Source organism: Paraburkholderia acidiphila, from assembly GCF_009789655.1.
GTDB lineage: Bacteria > Pseudomonadota > Gammaproteobacteria > Burkholderiales > Burkholderiaceae > Paraburkholderia > Paraburkholderia acidiphila.
This window is the reverse complement of record NZ_CP046910.1, coordinates 1,193,131-1,212,312: the sequence shown is the minus strand read 5'-3', so window position 1 is coordinate 1,212,312 and position 19,182 is coordinate 1,193,131. Positions and strand designations below refer to the sequence as shown.

The 19,182-nt window shown below is 66.3% G+C and carries 16 protein-coding genes; 5 read left to right on the top strand and 11 right to left on the bottom strand.

Translation table 11 applies throughout. The annotated features are described in order from the left end of the window. Window positions 1–26: 26 nt before the first annotated feature. Window positions 27–926 (top strand): LysR family transcriptional regulator, encoded by a 900-nt coding sequence (locus FAZ97_RS20040; protein ID WP_158760163.1) that lies wholly within the window; start codon window positions 27–29, stop codon window positions 924–926. Between the two features lie 125 nt (window positions 927–1,051). Then, the gene (gene dld / locus FAZ97_RS20035) at window positions 1,052–2,794 is read left to right on the top strand and encodes a D-lactate dehydrogenase (RefSeq protein WP_158760162.1); all 1,743 of its coding nucleotides are present in this window, start codon (window positions 1,052–1,054) and stop codon (window positions 2,792–2,794) included. A gap of 72 nt (window positions 2,795–2,866) precedes the next feature. On the opposite strand, the gene FAZ97_RS20030 is transcribed toward dld, so the two are convergent. The 5 genes from FAZ97_RS20030 to FAZ97_RS20010 form a co-directional block, all read right to left on the bottom strand. Next, a complete protein-coding gene (locus FAZ97_RS20030; protein WP_158760161.1) occupies window positions 2,867–3,634 on the bottom strand; it encodes a DUF4410 domain-containing protein in 768 nt (255 codons plus the stop codon). Between the two features lie 188 nt (window positions 3,635–3,822). Next, window positions 3,823–5,220 (bottom strand): ATP-binding protein, encoded by a 1,398-nt coding sequence (locus tag FAZ97_RS20025; protein ID WP_158760160.1) that lies wholly within the window; start codon window positions 5,218–5,220, stop codon window positions 3,823–3,825. Next, window positions 5,220–5,933: a response regulator gene (locus FAZ97_RS20020; protein WP_158760159.1), complete on the bottom strand. Its 714-nt coding sequence runs from the start codon at window positions 5,931–5,933 to the stop codon at window positions 5,220–5,222. Before FAZ97_RS20020 ends, FAZ97_RS20025 begins: the two co-directional genes overlap by 1 nt. 16 nt (window positions 5,934–5,949) lie before the next feature. Further along, window positions 5,950–6,276 carry an EF-hand domain-containing protein gene (locus tag FAZ97_RS20015; protein ID WP_158760158.1) on the bottom strand — a complete coding sequence of 109 codons (327 nt, stop codon included), beginning with the start codon at window positions 6,274–6,276 and terminating at the stop codon, window positions 5,950–5,952. Between the two features lie 114 nt (window positions 6,277–6,390). After that, the gene (locus tag FAZ97_RS20010) at window positions 6,391–7,407 is read right to left on the bottom strand and encodes a hypothetical protein (protein WP_158760157.1); all 1,017 of its coding nucleotides are present in this window, start codon (window positions 7,405–7,407) and stop codon (window positions 6,391–6,393) included. A gap of 334 nt (window positions 7,408–7,741) precedes the next feature. Between FAZ97_RS20010 and FAZ97_RS20005 the strand changes: the two genes are divergently transcribed. Both FAZ97_RS20005 and FAZ97_RS20000 read left to right on the top strand, forming a co-directional pair. After that, on the top strand, window positions 7,742–8,668 hold the full coding sequence (locus FAZ97_RS20005) for a sterol desaturase family protein (protein ID WP_158760156.1): 927 nt from the start codon (window positions 7,742–7,744) through the stop codon (window positions 8,666–8,668). A gap of 123 nt (window positions 8,669–8,791) precedes the next feature. Continuing rightward, window positions 8,792–9,502, top strand: a complete 711-nt coding sequence (locus tag FAZ97_RS20000) for an SDR family NAD(P)-dependent oxidoreductase (RefSeq protein ID WP_158760155.1) — start codon at window positions 8,792–8,794, stop codon at window positions 9,500–9,502. 46 nt (window positions 9,503–9,548) lie between these two features. Here FAZ97_RS20000 and FAZ97_RS19995 read toward each other — a convergent pair whose 3' ends face one another. The 4 genes from FAZ97_RS19995 to FAZ97_RS19980 form a co-directional block, all read right to left on the bottom strand. Then, on the bottom strand, window positions 9,549–9,902 hold the full coding sequence (locus FAZ97_RS19995; protein WP_158760154.1) for a hypothetical protein: 354 nt from the start codon (window positions 9,900–9,902) through the stop codon (window positions 9,549–9,551). Between the two features lie 117 nt (window positions 9,903–10,019). Next, window positions 10,020–11,531 carry a PepSY-associated TM helix domain-containing protein gene (locus FAZ97_RS19990; protein WP_158760153.1) on the bottom strand — a complete coding sequence of 504 codons (1,512 nt, stop codon included), beginning with the start codon at window positions 11,529–11,531 and terminating at the stop codon, window positions 10,020–10,022. A gap of 88 nt (window positions 11,532–11,619) precedes the next feature. Further along, window positions 11,620–14,016 (bottom strand): TonB-dependent receptor, encoded by a 2,397-nt coding sequence (locus FAZ97_RS19985; protein WP_233271705.1) that lies wholly within the window; start codon window positions 14,014–14,016, stop codon window positions 11,620–11,622. A 101-nt stretch (window positions 14,017–14,117) separates the two neighbouring features. Then, window positions 14,118–14,489, bottom strand: coding sequence for a DUF2946 domain-containing protein (locus FAZ97_RS19980; RefSeq protein ID WP_199272111.1), 372 nt, complete (start codon window positions 14,487–14,489; stop codon window positions 14,118–14,120). 211 nt (window positions 14,490–14,700) lie between these two features. Between FAZ97_RS19980 and FAZ97_RS19975 the strand changes: the two genes are divergently transcribed. Continuing rightward, complete coding sequence (locus FAZ97_RS19975) at window positions 14,701–15,024, top strand: hypothetical protein (protein WP_158760152.1); 324 nt, start codon at window positions 14,701–14,703, stop codon at window positions 15,022–15,024. 22 nt (window positions 15,025–15,046) lie between these two features. Here the strand turns inward: FAZ97_RS19975 and FAZ97_RS19970 are convergent, their stop codons facing one another. Further along, window positions 15,047–18,406 (bottom strand): ATP-binding protein, encoded by a 3,360-nt coding sequence (locus tag FAZ97_RS19970; protein ID WP_158760151.1) that lies wholly within the window; start codon window positions 18,404–18,406, stop codon window positions 15,047–15,049. Next, window positions 18,406–19,065 (bottom strand): response regulator transcription factor, encoded by a 660-nt coding sequence (locus FAZ97_RS19965; RefSeq protein WP_158761004.1) that lies wholly within the window; start codon window positions 19,063–19,065, stop codon window positions 18,406–18,408. Before FAZ97_RS19965 ends, FAZ97_RS19970 begins: the two co-directional genes overlap by 1 nt. Window positions 19,066–19,182 lie beyond the last annotated feature (117 nt).

Sequence of the window (19,182 nt, the reverse complement as noted above, 5' to 3'; positions counted from 1 at the left end):
ACCGGTTGCATCAAGACGAAATCGATATGGAATTCCGGCAACTACGCTACTTTCTCGCCGTTGCGCAGTATCTGCATTTCAGCGAGGCGGCCGCTTTTCTCGGCATGGCGCAACCGCCGCTCAGCCAGCAGATCCTCAAGCTCGAAAAGGAAATCGGCACGCGGCTCTTTATCCGCCACTCGCGGCGCGTGGAGTTGACCGAGGCCGGGCGGCTCTTTCGCGAGCGTGCGCAACGCATCGTCGACGACGCGGATCTGGCGCTCGCGGAAGCGCAAAACGCCGGGCGTGGCGAGACCGGTAGGCTCGTGCTCGGCTTCGCGGGCTCCACGGTGTTTCATCCGCTCGTTGCGACTGTGCTGCAACGGTTTCGCAGCGCGTATCCCGGCGTCGCGATCGGGTGCGAAGAGAGCAATAGCTCGGTGCTGCTGGAGCGCGTAAGCGAGGCAAGGGTCGATGCCGCGTTCGTGCGCCTGCCGCTCGATTGCCGCGGCCTCGCCACCCAGGCGCTCGTGGAAGAGGACGTGCTCGCCGTGCTGCCGCCGCGCCATCGCCTTGCGCGCCGCCGCAGCCTCGATCTCGGCGATCTGGCCGGCGACCCGCTCATTCTGTTTCCGCGCGCGATCGGCCCCGATCTCTACGACTCGATCATCAGCGCTTGCCACGCGGCGGGCTTCAATCCGGAGATCAGCATGGAGTCGCCGCAGATTTCCTCCACGGTCAACATGGCGGCGGCGGGCTTCGGCGTCACGCTCATCCCTTCTTCGATGCGCCAGATCCAGGCCAAGGGCGTGACGTATCACGATCTCAAGGGCGGCACGCTGCACACGACCATTGCACTCGTGTACCGCCCGCGCGAAAAGGCGCCTACGGTGCAGAACTTCGTGCGCATCGTGCGCGACGCGTCGCGGCATGCACCGCAGAGCTGATTCCGCCGCTCTCCGAAGGCAATCTATATCTTTTTCGTCTTAATCGGGCGTGGTTGCGATATTGGACGGCATGGATCGCGGGTTTTATCCTTGCGCGATTATCGTTTTGTGCAGGAGCCGTCCGCATGTCCACCACGAACCGCAGCGCCGGGCGCGAGCCGCTTGTCGCGTCGTTGCGAGCCGTCGTTGGCCGCCAGCATGTACTGACTGGCGACGAAGCCACGCGGCGTTACCGCAAGGGCTTTCGCTTCGGCGAAGGGAGCGTGGCGGCGGTCGTGAGGCCCGGCACGCTCGTCGAGCAATGGCGGGTGCTAGAGGCTTGCGTGGCAGCGAACGCGATCGTCATCTCGCAGGCTTCGAACACGGGTCTCACGGGCGGCTCCACGCCCGATGGCGACGACTACGACCGCGAGGTCGTGATCGTGAGCATGACGCGCATGCGCAAGGTCTATGTGATCGACGGCGGCAAGCAGGTGGTCTGCCTGCCGGGCTCGACGCTCGATCAGCTGGAGCAGACGCTCAAGCCGCTCGGGCGCGAGCCGCACTCGGTCATCGGCTCCTCATGTCTCGGCGCTTCGGTTGTCGGCGGCGTGTGTAACAACTCGGGCGGCTCGCTCGTGCGGCGCGGCCCGGCCTATACGGAAATGAGCGTGTTCGCGCGGGTCGATGCGGCAGGGCGCCTTGCGCTCGTGAATCACCTCGGCATCCGGCTCGGCGAGGCGCCGGAAGCGGTGCTTGGCCGCCTCGATCGCGGCGAGCTGCCCGAAGCCGATATCCTGCACGACGCGGGCGCGGCTTCCGACCACGATTACGCGGATCATGTGCGCGACATCGAAGCTCATACGCCCGCGCGCTACAACGCCGACCCGCTGCGCCTGCACGAAGCGGCGGGTTCGGCCGGCAAGGTGATGGTGTTCGCGGTGCGGCTCGACACCTTTCCCATCGAGCGGGGCGCGAAGGTGTTCTACATCGGCACCAACGAGACGGCCGAGCTGACCGACCTGCGCCGCGACATGCTCGGCAAGTTCTCGAAGCTGCCTATCGCGGGCGAATACCTGCATCGAGACGCGTTCGATATCGCCGAACGCTACGGCAAGGACATGTTCCTTTTGATCCAGCATCTCGGCACGCAGCGCTTGCCTGCGCTGTTCGCGTTCAAGAGCCGCTGCGACGCGTTTTTCGAGCGGCTGCCGTTCTTGCCAGCGCATTTCACCGACCGCGTGGCGCAGGTCGTGAGCCAGTGTTTTCCAGGCCATCTGCCCGCACGGCTCAAGGATTACCGGCAGCGCTATGAACATCATTTGATGCTCAAGGTATCGGCCGATATGGTCGACGAAACGCGCGCTTACCTGAGCACGTTTTTCGGCACGGCGAGCGGCGATTATTTCGAGTGTACGGACGAAGAGGGCAGTAAGGCGTTTCTCCATCGTTTCGCGGCGGCGGGCGCGGCGGTGCGCTATCGCGCGGTGCATGGCGACGGGGTGGAGGACATCGTCGCGCTCGATATCGCGCTTCGGCGCAATGATCGCGACTGGTTCGAGCGACTGCCCGAGGCCGTGGAAAAGCCCATCGCGATCAAGCTCTACTACGGGCATTTCTTTTGCCACGTGTTTCACCAGGACTACATTGTTCGCAAGGGCAATGATTGCCTCGCGCTGGAGCACGAGATGTGGAAGCTGCTCGACGCGCGTGGCGCCGAATATCCCGCCGAGCACAATGTCGGCCATCTTTACGATGCGAAGCCCGCGCTGAAGTCGTTCTACGAAACGCTCGATCCGTGCAACTGCTTCAATCCGGGTATCGGCCACACGTCGAAGTTCGCGCATTATCGTGAGCCACAGGCGCAGGGCGAGCCGCTGCCGCAGTAAACAAAAAACGGCGGCGGTATCGAACCGCCGCCTTAAAGGGCGTGAGCCCTCGCGCTGCGCGCTTCCCCCGTATCAGCTCTTCGTCGTCGTTGCCATCCAGCCGTTCTGCGTGCTGATCTGCGTGACTTCTTTCGCGATCGAGCGAGCCAGCTTGCCGGCATCCGACGAAAGCGTGTCGCGCTTCGCCTCCGATGCGCCGTGCAGGCCACCGCCCACCACCGCCGCCGTCGCGACATGGCCGGCCGCTGCGCCCACGCCCGCCGTTTCGGCCATGCCGGGCATATAGCCGCTATTCGCCTTCGTCTGGAAGCTCAGGAGCGGCTGCGGTTCGCCGCCGTTGGCCGGCTGGAACAGCACGGCGATCGTCGCGCCCACTTCGCTCTTGCCCGCACCGAGACCGATCAGCATGCGGCGGCGGCTGCTGCCCGCGTCCATCGTGTCGATACGGCCTTGCACGATCAGCGCGTTGCGGCCGGCAGGCGCGGGACCGTCCATGCGTACGGCGGGCAGCCCCATTTTCTGGAGTTCGCTCACGAGTTGATCGGCGAGATGCTCGCGCGTTTGCAGTGCGGCCTGTTGTTGCTGCTGCGCCGATGACTCGCCGCTCGCCATCGTCTTGAGCTTGTGCAGCATGCCGGTGCTGTCCAGTTGCACCTGGTCGGCAGCGGCGTCGAACGTGTAGACGTAGACGACGTCGGCGTGCAGTTGCGGCAGCGGCCCGTTCGTTTGCACGACCGGCGCGGCCGATGCGCAGCCGCTCGCGAACAGCGAGCCCGCGAGGAACGTGGCGCCTACGATGCGCTTGGCTTTGTTGACGAGGAAGTTGATGAGCGATTGCATGTCGATGTCCTTTGCGTGAAAGCGTGTCTCGTGTCTGCCGATACTCGCAAATCATTAAGGATGGCGAACTATCGACCTTGGTGCTCCGGCGTCTGGGCTCCGGTTTGCTTCGTTCCGTTGCTCAGGCTCAGGCGCAAGTATGGGGGGTAGGGTGCGCGAAATCCACGCGCAAATTATGTCGAGTCATGTCATGCGCGCGGGGTGTGCGACGCGCCGTTCTGGCCCGCTGAGGGAGGGTGCAGCGGCAGGCGCACGACCGCTTCGAGACCGCCGCCTTCGCGGTCGCGGAAGGTGAGCGAGCCGCCGTGCAGCCGCGCGATCCGCTCGACGATGGCGAGGCCCAGTCCCGAGCCGCCCGAATGCGTACGGGCGTTCGCGCCGCGGCTGAAGGGGGATTTGAGGCGCTCCAGTTCATCGGCGCGGATGCCGTTGCCGCGATCGGCAACGATCACGCAGGCGGTCTCGCCGTCGCGCCAGGTGCGAATCGTCAGACCTGTGCGTCCATAGTTCACGGCGTTCTGCATGAGATTCATCAGCAGACGCATAACGGCGACGGGCCGGAACGCAAACACCGGCAACTCGCCTTCGTCGAAGTCGAACTCATGGCCGAGCCCCGCGAAATCCGCAACGAGCTGCCCAACGAGCGTATTGAGGTCGCCCGACTGCAGTGTTTCTCGCTCGCCGCTGCCCGCGTAGTCCATGAACTGCTGAAGGATCGTGTCGATCTGGTCCAGATAGCTCTCGGACGAGGCCACGAGCGCGTCGTTGCTGCCGCGCGGCAGCGCCATCGCGATTGCGAGGCGCAGTTTCGTGAGCGGCGTGCGGATGTCGTGCGACACGCCGGCCAGCATGAGCGCGCGCGTGGCCTCGGCCTGCTTCAGCGCTTCGGTCATCTGGTTGAAGGCGAGGCTCACTTGGGCGATTTCGGTGGGGCCGTTGGTCGGCAGCGGCGGTGGCGTTTCGCCCGCGCTCACCCGCCGTGCCGCGCGCGCGAGCTTGCGCAGCGGCTGGTTGATGTGGCGCTGCAACAGATAGCCGGTGAACACCGCCAGCAGCGCGAGCGCGGCCGAGAGGATCAGCGCCGTGGTGATGCCGCTCGCGCGCGCATCGGCCGTCATGGGAAGCGCGACCCATATGGGCTCGCCCGCCGCGTGAAGGCGGATCCACAGCCGTTCCTGCGCGGCTTCGCCATTCGCTGCGGGCTCGGCATTGTCGTGGCTCGCCTCCCAGCGCACCAGCAGGTCGGGCGGCAGATGCCGTTGCAGCGCTTCGACGAACACGTCGCGCTGCCAGGTGCGGAAAAAGTCTGCGAGGCTCGGATGCATTTCGGCGGGCGCCTGGGGCGGCGCCGTGTTGCGCGTCTCGAGCCGGGCCGCCGCCGCGCGCCCTTCAGCGGGCGGCATCGACGCGAGCGTGGTGTCCAGCAGCTTCACGTAGTCGGCGAAGATGATCGACGCGCGCTCGATGCGCGGGCGCTGCACGAAGTGCAGCAGCACGGCGAGCGAGCAGATTTGCGACAGCGCGACGAGCGCCACCAGCAGCGCGATGTTGCGCGAGAGCAGGGAGCGCGGCAGCCGCAGGCGCATTACGAATCGACACCGGCCACCAGCATGTAGCCGATGCCCCAGACGGTCTTGATGAAGCGCGGCTTGGCGGGATCGTCCTCGACGATCTGGCGCAGGCGCAGGATCTGCACGTCCACGCTGCGGTCTAGCGCGTTGTGGTCGCGCCCGCGCGCGCGGGCGAGCAGATTCTCGCGGCTCACGGCGCGGTTCGGCGACGAGCCGAGCGCGTGAAGCAGCAGCATCTGCGCGGAGTGGACTTCGATGGGCGCGCCGTCGCGGTAGAGCGTTTGTTTGCCAACGTCGAACTGGAAGTTGCCGAAGCGCAGCATTTGCGAGGTGACGGTCGGTTCGCCCGCGGCCATCTTCTGGCGGCGCAGCAGGGCGCGAATGCGTGCGACCAGTTCGTCGGGAAGGAACGGCTTGGCGAGGTAGTCGTCGGCGCCCGTTTCGAGGCCGATCACCTTGTCGGCGGCGTCGCCCTTCGCGGTGAGCATGAGGATCGGCAGCGTCTGGCCTTCGGCGCGCAGGCGGCGGCAAACCGTGAGGCCGTCTTCGGGCTCCATCATGAGGTCGAGCACGAGCAGGTCATAGGGCTCGCGCTGGAGCAGGCGGTCGAGCCGCTTGCCGTCGGCGACGGCGCGCACCTCGAATCCCTGGCTCGTGAGAAAGCGCTGCAGCATGTTGCGCAGTTCGGCTTCGTCGTCGAGCACGATGATCCTGTTTGCCTGCTCCATGTGACGCCTCCGGCGTTCATCGGGCTGCTGCGCGCGCTCGCATGAAGTCCTCGATCTGCGCGAGGGTGACGAAGCCGGCCTTTTGCGCGTCGATTTCGTCGAAGTGCTGCGCGACCCTCGGCATGCCCGCCTGCGCCTGTTCGCGCGTGAGCTTGCCGTCGTGCGTCGTGTTCGCGGCGGCGAAGCGCCCCTGCAGCTGCGCCATCATGCGTTCGACGCGCGCGTCGCCGTTTGCTGCGCTGTTCGTCGCGCCTGAACTGCCCGGCAAGGCCTGCGCCGATGCCGGCACGCAAACCGCTGCTGCAACGATACACAAAACGAGGGCGGCGATCATCTTCTTCATGGTGTTCTCCGTGAGGTGGCCGACGTAGCTTGCCGGCCGGTTGGTTAAGCGAATGAGGCGAGTGAAATGAACGGCGGCTGCCGGTCAAGCAAATGCGTAGCCGCCCGTAGCGATTCAGGCCCAGTGGCCCGGAATCCACACGCGGCCGATCCAGTGGCCGGGAATCCACACGGCCGGGCGCGGCGCGATGTACACGGCGCGCGGGAGCGGCTGGCCCACGTAGACGACCTTGGGTGCCGGCGGCGCTACGTAGACGACCTTGGGCGCGGCCGGCTGAGGCGCGGCCGGCGCGACATAAACGGTCTTCGGTGCGGGCGGCGCGACATACACCGTCTGCGGAGCCGGTACCGGCGCCGGCGCGACCACCACCGTCTTCGGCGCGGGCGGCGGCGGAGCGACATACACCGTCGTGCTGGGCGGCGGCGTCACGACAACCGGCACGGGCGCGGGAACCGGGGCGCCCACGACGGCAACCGTCGTGCCTGTCGTCGCGACCGCGCCGTGCACCACCGTCGTGCTGCCCGTGGTCACCGTGCCGCCGTGGACGACGGTCGTACCGCCGCCCGTCGTCACCACGCCGGTGCCGACGCCCGTGGCGCTGCCCGAGTGGTAGACGCTGCCGCCCTGCGAGCCGGTGACGGTGCCCGAGCGATTGCACGTGCTGCCCGCGCAGGCGGTGGACGCCGTGTGTCCGTACGTGTTGCCGTTGCCGGTCGTGACCGTGCCCGTCGACGAGTACTGGCCCGGCGCCGTGCGCGTCACGCTGCCCGAGGTGCTCGCGCTGCGGCCATCCGAGCCGTCGAGCGAGCCGGTGTGCGAGCAGGTGCCGTTCGCGCAGTTCGTGTCGCCCGAATGCTGGACCGAGCGGCCGTTCGGACCGTAGGCCGTGCCGCTGTTGCTGAACTGGCCCGGCGCGGTGCGGGTGACGGAGCCGCTGTTGGTGGCGACGCCACCCCAGGGACCGGCCACGCCGCCCGCATGCGAGCAGGTGCCGCCGCTGCAGGACCCGTAGTGCGCGCCGTTGTACGTGCCGTGGGGCGTGTACGCCGTGCCGTGGCCGGACCAGCCGGCGAAGGCGGGGGCGCTGGCGAAGCCGATGATCGCGGCGACGACGAGGGGGAGCGTTTTCATCAGAGGTCCTTGCGGTTCGTTTCGTAGGGCACGCTGTGGCGTGTCAGCGGAACGAACTATAGGGCTGTGATTTGCCGAAGTCGCGTCATAAACCATGTCGCGGTGTTACACGTCGCGAGGCCGTGGACGCGATCACCCCGCGCACGCGGGGCGGTGGGCGTGCCGGAGCTTTTTGCGCGCCGCGCGCGTGACATATCCCGACATACTTTGCGCGTGGTTTTTCCCTCTGCGCGCCACTACAGTGCCCTTCATCCGACGCGCTGCCGGTGCTTTTTCCCGTGCAACACGCGTCTTTCTTCACCGCGCAAGACGCGCCTATCGCACACGATCCATCATGCTCACCACAGGAAAACTCGCGTTTTATGTCACGCTGTTCGTCGTCGCCGTCTCGCTGATCGAGGCCTGCGTGCTCACCTTCAGGAAGCGTTCCGAAACAAACAGCGTGGCCCCCTTCGATTGGTCTGAAGTTTGGCTCTCGCTCGCCGATCTTGTGGGCCGCAAGCTCTTCGCGCTACTGCCGCTCTCGCTCGCCACGCCCATCTTCGACTTCGCCTGGGCGCACCGCCTCTTCACGCTGCATATCGACACCGTTGCGCTCGTGCTGCTGGTCTTCGTCGGTCAGGAGTTCTGCTATTACTGGTATCACCGCGCGTCGCACCGCATCCGCTTCTTTTGGGCGACGCACGCCGTGCACCATTCGCCGAACCAGTTGACGCTTTCTTCGGCATACCGGCTTGGGTGGACCGGCAAGCTCACCGGCCCGGCCATGTTCTTCACGCCGCTCGTGTGGCTCGGCGTGCGGCCCGAAGTCGTGCTCGCCATCCTCTCGTTGAACCTGCTCTATCAGTTCTGGCTGCACAACACGTGGATTCCGAAGCTCGGCTGGCTCGAGTACGTGTTCAACACACCGTCGAACCACCGCGTGCATCATGCTTCGAACGTCGATTACCTCGATGCGAACTATGGCGGAGTCCTGATCGTTTTCGACCGCCTGTTCGGCACGTATGTGCAAGAGCGCGCCGAAGAGCCGTGCCGCTACGGCCTCGTTACGCCCGTGCGTTCGCGCAATCCGTTCGTCGTCGAATTCGAACACTGGGCGACGCTCTCCCGCGATGTCGTGACGGCGAAGACCCTCTGGACCGCTGTGCGCTATGTGTTCCTGCCGCCAGGCTGGCGCGCGGACGGCGGCGGCGACACCACGGAGAACCTGCGCAAGCAACGCGCGCTCGCCACGGTGCGCACGGATGCACGCCACGGATGAATGCGCGCGGGTTGATGGAAGGCCGCGCCTCGCGTAACGTGGCGCGAGCGGCGCCCGTATGGATCGCGCGGGCCGCATCGAATTCAGGTTTCGGGTTAGTGAAGCAACGAGAGGAACAAGCACATGGAAAACGGTCTGAACGGAAAGGTGGTCGCGGTGACGGGCGGTTTTGGCAGCCTCGGTCTGGCGACGGCGCAATTGCTGGCCGAACGCGGCGCCCGCGTGGCGCTGATCGGCCGGGGCGCGGCCCCCCAGGTGGCAGCGCTGCCCGCCGCGCTTGCGGGCGCGCTATGCATGGGCGGCGTCGATCTCGTCGACGCGCAGGCAGCCCAGGCTGCGTTCGGCACGTTGCACGAGAAGCTCGGCGGCCTCGACGCGCTCGTCAACGTGGCGGGTGCGTTCCGCTGGGAAACCATCGGCGATGGCGACCCGCGCACGTGGGATTTGATGTTCGATCTGAACGTGAAGACCGCGCTCAATGCCTCGAAGGCCGCGCTGCCTTGGCTCGTGAAGAGCGGCGCGGGCCGTGTGGTCAATATCGGTGCGGGCGCGGGGCTCAAGGCCGGGCTTGGCATGGGCGCCTATTCGGCGTCGAAGGCGGGCGTGGCGCGCTTGACGGAAGCGCTCGCGGAAGAGCTGAAGGACAAGGGCGTGACGGTGAATGCGATTTTGCCGAGCATTATCGACACGCCGCAAAACCGCGCCGACATGCCGGATGCCGATTTCACGCGTTGGGTGCAGCCGCGCGAGATCTCGACGGTGATTGCGTTCTTGCTGGGCGCTGACGCGCAGGCGGTGACGGGAGCGCTGATTCCGGTGAACGGGCGCGTGTAGGCGCTATACCCGCGCATGGGGTGCCGGGGCCCCGGTGTGTGAGCGGTCAGTGCCCGTGGCCGCCGCCCGCCCCCATGCCACCGCCGCCGCCTTGCCACGTGCCGCCACCGCCTCCATGCCAGCCGCCGCCGTGTCCGCCGCCGTCGTGCCAGCCGCCACCATGACCGCCGTGCCAGCCGTGGTGATAGCAACATCCGCCGCCGCCGCCCCAGATGGTGATGCCGCCATAGCCGCCGCCGAAATAACCGGGGTAGTAGTCGTAACCGTAGGCGTACGGATAGCCTGAATAGTAAGGGTAGCCATACCCGTAGCCGTAGTAGCCGGGGTAAGCCGGATAGGGCGCGACCGCGCAGCCCGCGAGCACTGCGGCCGCGCCAAGTGCCGAAAATAGCCGCAACACGATGATCTCCGCATATATACGTTTGAAACCCTTTGGCGCTGCCAGGTTCAGACGCAATTGTGTCCGCAGATTACCGCAGGGCCGCTTTCGTTGCCGCTGCTGGCAATACGACTGCCTCTAGGCGCGCCGGAAGGCTGCGCGGTCGAACAGCCAGACGGCCACGAGCGTCGCGCCCATCAGCGGAAACACGATGCCAAGCAGCACGAGAGCGGTTTTCCAGGCGCGCAGGCGCGGCGCGGCGCGCTCGCGCGGCGGCGCACCCAGCGTGCCAGATGCGCCCATCTTGCGCGCGGGTCGGCGCATCCACCACATCGCGAAGCCGGTCACCGCGAGCGCGCCGAGGCCCAGCGAGATCGCCGCGCAGATCAGCTGGTTCGCTAGGCCGAAGTAGCGCCCCATGTGCAGCGACGTCCCATACGAGATGGCTTGCGAGACCGCGCCGTAATCCTCATAGCGGATATCCCTCAGCACGGCGCCGCTGTACTGGTCGATATACACCGTGCGCTCCGCTTTCGGATCGGCCGGAAAATACGAGACCGTGTAGACGCCATCCGGCGTGGCGGGCAGCACGATGTCGTAGCCGTCGCGCACGCCGAGCTCGCGCATCTGTGCGACCACGTGTGCGAGTGTCCAGTGTCGCGGTGCGCTGGACGCGTCGGGCGCGTCTGGCGAGCGCGGCACCGGAACCGCGCCGACCGCCCAGGGCACGAGCGGCAGCGGCATGTCGTCCATCACCATGCCGGGCATCGACGCCATGTCGTGGCCTGCGTGCTCGCCCTGTTCCTGACGATCGGCGTGGCTCGCGCGAGGCTGCGCCGTGGTACCGCTGGCTGCGGCCGGCACAGCCGGCAACGCGGATTTCAGCGCAAGGCCGCCGCCCCACGCGCCGCGCGGCGCGCCAAGACTCGCCCGCGTGGCGAGCGCCTTGAACTGCTTGCCCCACGAGCCCGTCCACGGCATGCCGCTCAGCACGAAAGCGACCGCGCCCACGGCGAGCCAGATGCCGACGCTCGCATGCACGCTCTTCCAGAATGGCCTCCCGCTCGCGCCGATGCGAGGCAGCAGCGCCGCGCGCCACGACGCGCCCGCGCGCGGCCACCAGAGCGCAATGCCGGTGGCGATCATCACGAGCGTCCAGCAGGCGGCCAGCTCCATGAGCCACTCGCCGGGTTTGCCGAGCAGGAGCTTGCGATGCAGCATGCGGTCTACCTGCATGAAGCGGCGATCGACGTCGAGCGTACCGAGCACCGCGCCATCGTAAGGATTGACGTAGACGCTCTCTTTGGTCCCGCCAGGCAGCGCGAAAACGAACTCGGCGCTGCGCGCGGGATTCGACTCGATATGCGCGCGCAGCGCCTGCGCGTCCGCAGGCATTGCGGCCCGCGCGCGGGCCAGCAGCGCATCCACGGGCAGGCGCGGTGTCGCCGCCGGTGCGACCATCAGCCGATGCGGGTAAAGCAGCGGTTCGATCTGCGGCTGGAAGCAGTAGATCGTGCCCGTGATGGCGAGCACGAGCAGCAAGGGCATGACGAAGAGGCCTGCGTAAAAATGCCAGCGCCACAGCGTGCGGTAGCCGGGCTGGGCCGCGCGTGCAGGCGGCGCGCTCACCGGGTCGGATATCGTGGACATCGGGGACTCCTTGTCGAGCCATGAAGGCGCGACTGCATGGATGATTCAAACGAAAACGCGGCGCAAACCAGGGCCGCGAGCGCGCCGCTCAAATGCCGAGCTTCGCTTCGAGGTAGTACGTGCGGCCGGGATACGGGTGATAGACGAAGTAGCGCGCGTCGAACAGGTTGTCGATGCCCACGCCGATCTCGCTCTTCTTCGTCGGCCGGATGGTGTATTTCACGTCGGCGACCGTGTAGGTGCTCGTGCCGCCGAACACGTTCGGGTTCGTGTCCGTGTTGGTGAGCGTGTTGTACTGGCGGCCCGAGTAGCGCGCGGCGAGCGTGAATGCCGAGCGCGCGTCGAAGCGGTACGTGGCGACGAGATTCGCGCGCCATAGCGGAATGCGATAGAAGTACTTGCCCACGCTCGCCGGGTTTTGCGCGTTCTCCAGAATCTTCGACTGCGTGTACGCCACGCTCGCTGCGAGATCGAGCCCGCGCAGCACGACGTCTTCACCCTGGTAGCTCGTTTCCACGCCGCGCGAGCGCACTTTGCCGATGTTCTGGAAGTTCGTGACGTTCGGAATGACCGTCGTGTCGGTCTGGCTGAAGATCGTGTTTTTTACGTCGTCCTGAAAGAGCGTCAAGCGAAAGAGGCCATTCCAGTGCGCCCATTCGGCGCTCAGTTCCTTCGAGAGATCGTCCTCGGGGCGCAGGTTCGGATTGTTGTTGACGATGGACGAGCCGTTCACCTGCCCCTGGAACAACTCGCTCACGGTCGGGAAGCGGTAGGCGCGCGCAATCGACGCGCGCAGCGTGAGGTCGTCGGTTACGTCGAACGAGAGCGAAGCCTTTGGCGAGAAATGATGGTCGCCCACGTTGGCATAAGGCACGTTCACGCCGCCGAGCGCCTGATAGCCGTCGTAGGCGCGCCAGTTTTCGTAGCGCACGCCGTACACGAACTTCCAGCGCGGGAGGAAGCGCCACGCGTCCTGTGCGTAGAGCGCCTGGGTTTCGGTCTTTCCCGCGAAGGCATTGGCGAAGCTGGCCGCGCCGCCATCGCGCCACGCGAGCGTGTTGTACGTGCGGTTGTCGAGCGCGTAGTCGTCGTAGTGATAGCCGAACGTGAGCCAGTGGGCGGTCAGGCCCGCATCGGGCGTGGCGGGCGTCCACGTCGTCTTGAGGTCGAGCGTCTTCCAGCCGGTGCCGTCGCCGAGCGTCATGACGCCGGGACCGTTGCCTGGTCCCCCGGCGTTTGCCGTGCGCGCCACGCTGTTACTTACGTCGTAGTACGAAGCAACGGCCTCTGCGTTCCAGCCGGTAGCCTGATGGGTGCGCAGCGTCGCGCCATACAGCCAGTTTTCGCTCCAGCCGCGGCTCGGTGCGAACGCGGCAGCGGGTATCGTGTACTCGTAGCCGTTGATCGACACCTTGCCGCTATACACCGGATTGCCGTTCGCGTCGTAAAGGAAGGTCGACGTGGCGTTGCTGTAGGTCTGGTGCCAGTAGCCGAGCGTCACGCCGCCTTGCACGTTGGGGGTGAAGTCGTACTGCATACGCAGCTTGAACTGGTCCTGCACCGTGTGCTGCATGCCTTCGCCGTTGATGCCCAGCACGACTGTAGGCGTGTTCGTCTGGTTGTTGTAGAAGTACGCGCCATGCACGGGCACGTCCCCCGGCTGCGCGGGTTTCGTCGACTGCGCGAGCGTGGCGAACTGCAGCGGCTGGCTCGTGTTCTCGAGGTGATTCACGCCAAGCAAATACGAGAACTTGCCGATACGGTCGCCGATCGAAGCGCTCATCTCGCTGCCGTTGAAGTTCTGGTTCACCCCGTAGAGGCTGAAATGCTGGGTGAACGCCTTCACGTCCGCATTCGCTTCGAACTGCTTCGGCATGCGCGTGGTGATGAGCACGGTGGCACCGAGCGAGTTGCCGGGATAGAGCGCGGAGTACGGCCCGTAGATCACATCCACTTGCTGGATCTGGTCGGGGAACACCATCGACCAGCGCGGCGGAAAACTGTAACTGTTGCCGAGCAGATTGGAGAGCAGCAGGCCGTCGGCATAGACGAGGCCGCGCGCGCTTTGTGTATTGCTCGTGCCGCGCACGGCGATGATCGAGTTCAGGTCCCCCACGTAGCGCTTGCGCACGGCGAGATTGGGCAGGTACTTGAGCACGTCCTCGGTGTTGACGACGTTCCAGTTCCCGAATTGCGCGGGCGTGACGGTTTCGACCGTCGCGGGCAGGTTGGGGTCGACGGCGGCCGCGGGGGCCGCGCCGGTAGTCGCGCTAACCGTAACGGTGGGCAGCGTGGCGGCCGAGGCGGTGTCGGCGGTTTGCGCATCGGCGGCATGGGCTGCATGAACGACGATGGGCGCGATGAGAGGCAGCGGCAAGACGCGCGGTAGCATGGCGAGCGCGAAACGCCCGGCGTGCCGAAGTGCGCGCGGCGTTGCGCGTTCGCGCGAGCGAACGCCAGCGCCACGCGTGGCGAGCGAGGACATGAGGGACTTTCCTGAAAGCGGGATACGAAGAGCCGCGCGCGTCATGCGTGCTCGTTGCGCACGCAATCAGATCGCGATCGGCAGAACGTTGACGGCGTAACTCAGGAAAGAACGGGAGGAGCGCGCGGCCTGCCCGAAGGGAAGGCGCCTGGAGGGATGTCGTGCGTGACGGGCGGCGCGATCGTGTCGTGCGCGAGAACGAGTGCGGCCAGCGGTTCGGGCGCGGCGACCGAAGGCATCGCCACGTGATGCTCGAGCAGATGACAGTAGCCGCATGCGCCGAATGCATCGTCGTGCGAAAGATGCGGCGTGCTTCCGGACTCGATCGGGTGTATGGCCGAGCAGAGCGTGGCGTCCGGCTCATGCGCGTGCTGCGCGGCAACGAGCTGGCTCACGAGCGGCGCAAGCACGATGAGCCACATGGCGACGAGGCCAAGCCATGCGGTCAGCAGTGAATGCTTGCGTGAATTCATGAGAATGAGAATGATTGCGCGGCGGAGTCTAACACGGCATTTCGCGTTTGCGCAGGCTGGCCCGCAGATCTGAGGGTGGCCATAAGCGCGGCGCGATGTCGCGGCCGTGGGCGCTTTTCGATGAGTTTCTATGGATGGGGCGCAAGACAGGGGCGAATATCGAAGCTGTTCGAGATGACTCAGGAGCCGCCCGCAAAGGGGGGAAACGTCCATGTCTGCATTTTCTTTCCGACGTGCGCCCGGCATGCGCTGGACACCGCGCCTGCCCCAGCATCAATCCGTGGAGGACAAGCCGCACGCAACTGCGGGGTTCGCCCCGCTTGCGCGCGGCACGAGCGAAACGTCGTGTGGCCTCGCGCTTCCGTTGAGCTTCGCGCTACGGCTCGACGCGCACCGCCATGTCACGCCGCGCAATCCGGCGTGCTGCCCGCTCGAGGACACCGCATTGCGTCAGTGGTGCGTGCGTCTGCGCAGCGGGGCTTGCCCGATGGATGCGCCGGCCGAAGCCCACGTATTCCTGCAACGCACGCGCTGAGCGCGGCGCGGATACGTCGCGCTCACACAGCGTCGCGATGCGCCGCGAGCGCGCGCATTGCTTCGAGTTCCTCCACGACGGCCGCCGCGAGACCGGTCACGTCGCTGGTCCATTCGCCCGTCTCGCGCAGGGTTGCGCGCAATTCGAGGCAGGCTTCGTTGAGCATCGAGGGGCCCAGCACCGCAAGGCCTCCCGACACCCGGTGCGCCCAGTCGCGCAGGCGATCGAAGTCGCGCTGCTGCGCGATGTGGGTGTATTCGGCGATGTCGCGCTCGGCTTGCCGGATGAAGAGTTCGGCGAGCGCGGGCGCGAGCGTCGGGAAGCGAGGCGGTTCTTCGTCTTCGGATACGTCGTTGTCCTTTTCCACTGCGTCGACGGGTTGCTCGATCCCTGCTGCGGTTGCGCTGGCGTTCTGCCCGGCGCGGATTTGCGCGGACACGATGGCCAGCACGCGGGCAAGTTCCGCGAGCGCGAGCGGCTTGGTGAGGTAGTCGGTGAAGCCTTGCGCGCGACCTTGGGCGATCTGCTCGGGCAGTGCGTCGGCGCTCAACGCGTAGACCGGTAGCGAAGGGAACCTCGCACGCGCCGCCTGGAGCAGCGCGCTACCGTTCATGCGCGGCATGTTCAGGTCGGTCAGAACGAGATCCACTTGATGCTCGTCCAGCCGGGCGAGCGCTTCCTCGCCGTCTTTCGCTTCGACCACGCTCGCGCCGAGCGTGCGCAACTGGTCGCGCAGCAGGCCGCGGTTGAGCAGATTGTCTTCGGCAATCAGAACATTCAGGGTTGCGAAACGTTCACCGTTATCGGGGACGTCGCGCGGCGTCTCGACGGTCGCTGCTGCCGCGCCGCGCCCCGGCGATTGTGTCGCCGCGCGGATGGCGGTCAGGCTGTAAAGGCTCACTTCGACGGCGCCGCCGGCGAGTTCAAGCGGCACGAGCGGGCCGTCCTGGCGCAGCCACACGATTTTCACCCCTGCAGGGCAGAGCCGCGCAACGTCGTCGCGCGAGAACTCGTCGGTCACGAGCACATAATCGAATGTGCCCTCGCGCTGCGGTTCATCCGGGCTCAGGAAAGTTGGCGTGCTCACACGCGCATCGAACAGATTGGCGAGCCATTCGTGGTTTTCGGGCGCACGGCACAAAATCGCGGGATGCGCATCGGGCAGCGTCCATGCTTCACCGGCGGTGGCCTCGCCTGCGGGGCGCAGCGGCAGCGTGACCGTGACGCGCGTGCCCACGCCAGACGCACTGTCGAGCGCGATGCGCCCGTGCATCAGCTCGGTCAGGCGCGCGCAGATGGAAAGCCCGAGGCCAGTACCGCGCGCCTGCGTGAGCTTCTGGGCGTCGCCTTGCGTGAAGGGTTGGAACAGGTGGGGCTTGAGGTCTTCGGCAATTCCGCCGCCGGAGTCGCTCACGCTGATTTCCAGGGCGCTTTCGCGCCAGCGCGCCCGCAGCACGATCTTGCCGGAGCGCGTGAATTTGAACGCGTTGCTAAGCAGGTTGTTGACGATCTGCGCGAGCCGCATGGCGTCGAAGTGAAGCTGGGCCGGAATGGCGCGGTCCATCACGAGGTAGAAAGGCAGATGCTGACGCACGGCGAGCGGGGCATGCGCAAGCGCGATGCGCACGAGCAGCCCGGCAATCGAACCGGCTTCTTCGACCAGCTTCATCTGGCCGACATCGATCTTCGAAAAGTCGAGCACGTCGCTCACGATCTGCAGCAGTTCGGCCGCGGAAATCTGCATGGCCTGCACGCGCGCGCCTTGTTCCGGTGCGAGTGGCCCGCGCGCCATCAACTCGATATTGCCGACGAGCGAGCCGAGCGGCGTGCGGATCTCGTGGCTCATCGCTGCGAAGAAGCTCACTTTCGCGCGCGCCGCTTCGTCGCTCAGGCGCTTCGCTTCGCGAAGCAGCCGCTCGACTTCGTAGTGCTTCGACATGTCGGCGACTGCGCAGAACATTACGTCTTCGCGATTCATGGTGGCGGGCGCATAGGTGATGGCGAGATGCAGGCCTTCCCCGTCGGGGCGCTCGAGCGAGTAGGGCAGCTCGTACACCGGCGTCGTCTCATTGCGGTTCGCGGCGTCTGACCATGGCGAGTGTTTCTCGAATTCCGCGCACAAGGCGCTCGGCAGACGCGTGGCGTGCTCGTCGAGTCCGAGCACGTTGCGCACGATCTGGTTCGCCACGACGATCTCGAAGTTGCTGCGCCTGACGATGCACAGGCCGACGGGTGTCGCATGAACGAGGAGGTGGTTGAGCAACTCGCCTTCGAGTGCGCGTGTCGCTTCGTCGTAGGTGCGCGCGAGCACGCGGCGATTCCAGTAGCGCGAGAGCGCAAGGAGCATGACGACGAGGGCAGCCGTGACTGCGAGGATAGCGAAGGCTGGCGTACGGATCAGCGCGAGGTGCTCGCTCCAGGAGAGTGCCACGATGCCGTAGCCGAAGTCATGCGCGAGCGGCGCCTCGCGCAGCACCCAGCCAAAGCGCGGGATCGCGTGGAAGACGCGCGGCTCGAGATTCGCAACGCGGCGGTCGAGTAACTGCGCGGCGGGAGCGGACAGTGGCCCGGAAAGCATTGAGCCGTCGATATCGAAGAGCGTGGGCGAGATCGGGTCCGAGCCACTATCCACCGCGCCGCCGCCGAACGTGTCGAGATCGATGCTTGTGATCACGAACGCATAGGGTTTGTCGTCCTTGAGCACGCTCAGCGCGCCGAGCACCAGCCCATGCGGAAAGCCAAGCGCGGGCGGCGGCCGGAACCAGACAACTTTCAGTCCGTGAGCGGCGGCCACCGGGTCCGTTCCTCGCGCCGTCATGCGCAGCAGGATCGCATCGGCGAGCAGGGCAGCCGCGCCCTGCGGCTGCCGTCGCGAATGCGCCGGCGCGGCGACGGCAGGCGCGAGCTGGTGGCTATAGGCGGCGCTGCCATCGACCGGGAGCACCAGTAGGGGTATGTTTGGCGAGACCCGGGCAGCGATCTGCACGACGCGGTCGCACGCGGCACGCAATTCGGGCGCGCCATCGAGGCTGTCGAACGTAGGCGCGCAAGCCGGCGGCGCCACGTCGCCCGGTTGCCTCGATAGCAGCGACGAGCTTTCGAGCGCGAGCACGACTTGTGCGCCCGCGAGCAAGGTGTAGTGGCGCTCGATCAGCGTGTCCGCTTGCGCGCGAATGGCAATGGCCTGCTGCGCCTGCGAGCGCAGCGCGGCGAACCCCAGGCTGCCGATCGCGACCGCCGCCATGCACAGCGCCGCGAAGATCAGCAGGCCCGTGAGCATCGCGAAGACGCGCCTCTCCCGCCTCAGGTTGCGCTCGAGCGCCCGCAGCGCTTCATAGGGCGAGGCCTGGGTGAGAGCGTCCCGACGGGCCGAGCGAGGCATCACGCGAATCCGTGTTCGCCGGCGTAACGGATCAGATCGGCATTCGATTCGAGATGGAGTTTGCGCATGGCCGCGCGCTTTTGCGTGGCGACGGTGGTGACCGAGCGATTCAACCGCTTCGAGATTTCGGTGACGCTCAGGCCGAGCGCGAAGAGCCGCACCACTTCGAGCTCGCGCGGCGACAGCGGCTGGTTGCGCTGAAATTCGTCGACGGTCGAGCCTTCCTTGGCGAGCCGTTCGGCAATGCGCGCGGAAAGCGCCGTACCCGGTTCCGCGAGCGCGCGCCGGCAGACTTCGCCGAGTGCGGGAATCGGCTCATCCTTGCCGATCAGTCCGGCCACGCCGAGCTGCGCAAGCTGGTGCAGGATGCCGCCGTTGGTGACCATCGTGAACACGATCACAGGCGTATCGGGATAGAGCCGCCGCAAGCGGCTGACGAGCCGCAGGCCGTCCTCGTCTTCGAGGTCGCCCTGCATCGAGAAGTCGGTGATGATCAGCTCGCACTCGGTGTCGCGCAAGGCGTCGATGAGTCCCGCGCCGGTCGCGGCTTTCGCAACCACCCTGAAGCCCGGCTGGGTGTCGAGGTAATCGCTGATCGCCGTCAGCACGACCGGATGGTCGTCGGCCACCACGATCCGCACATCTTGCGTTGCTTTCATCATGGTCGTGAGCGTGTCGCCTGAAGTCGGATGAGCTGGAGGGCGAGACCTGCAGAGCCTGATTCAGCGCGGGTGTTGCGCTGTCATGGTTTTGGCCATTATAAGTCAGGGATTACT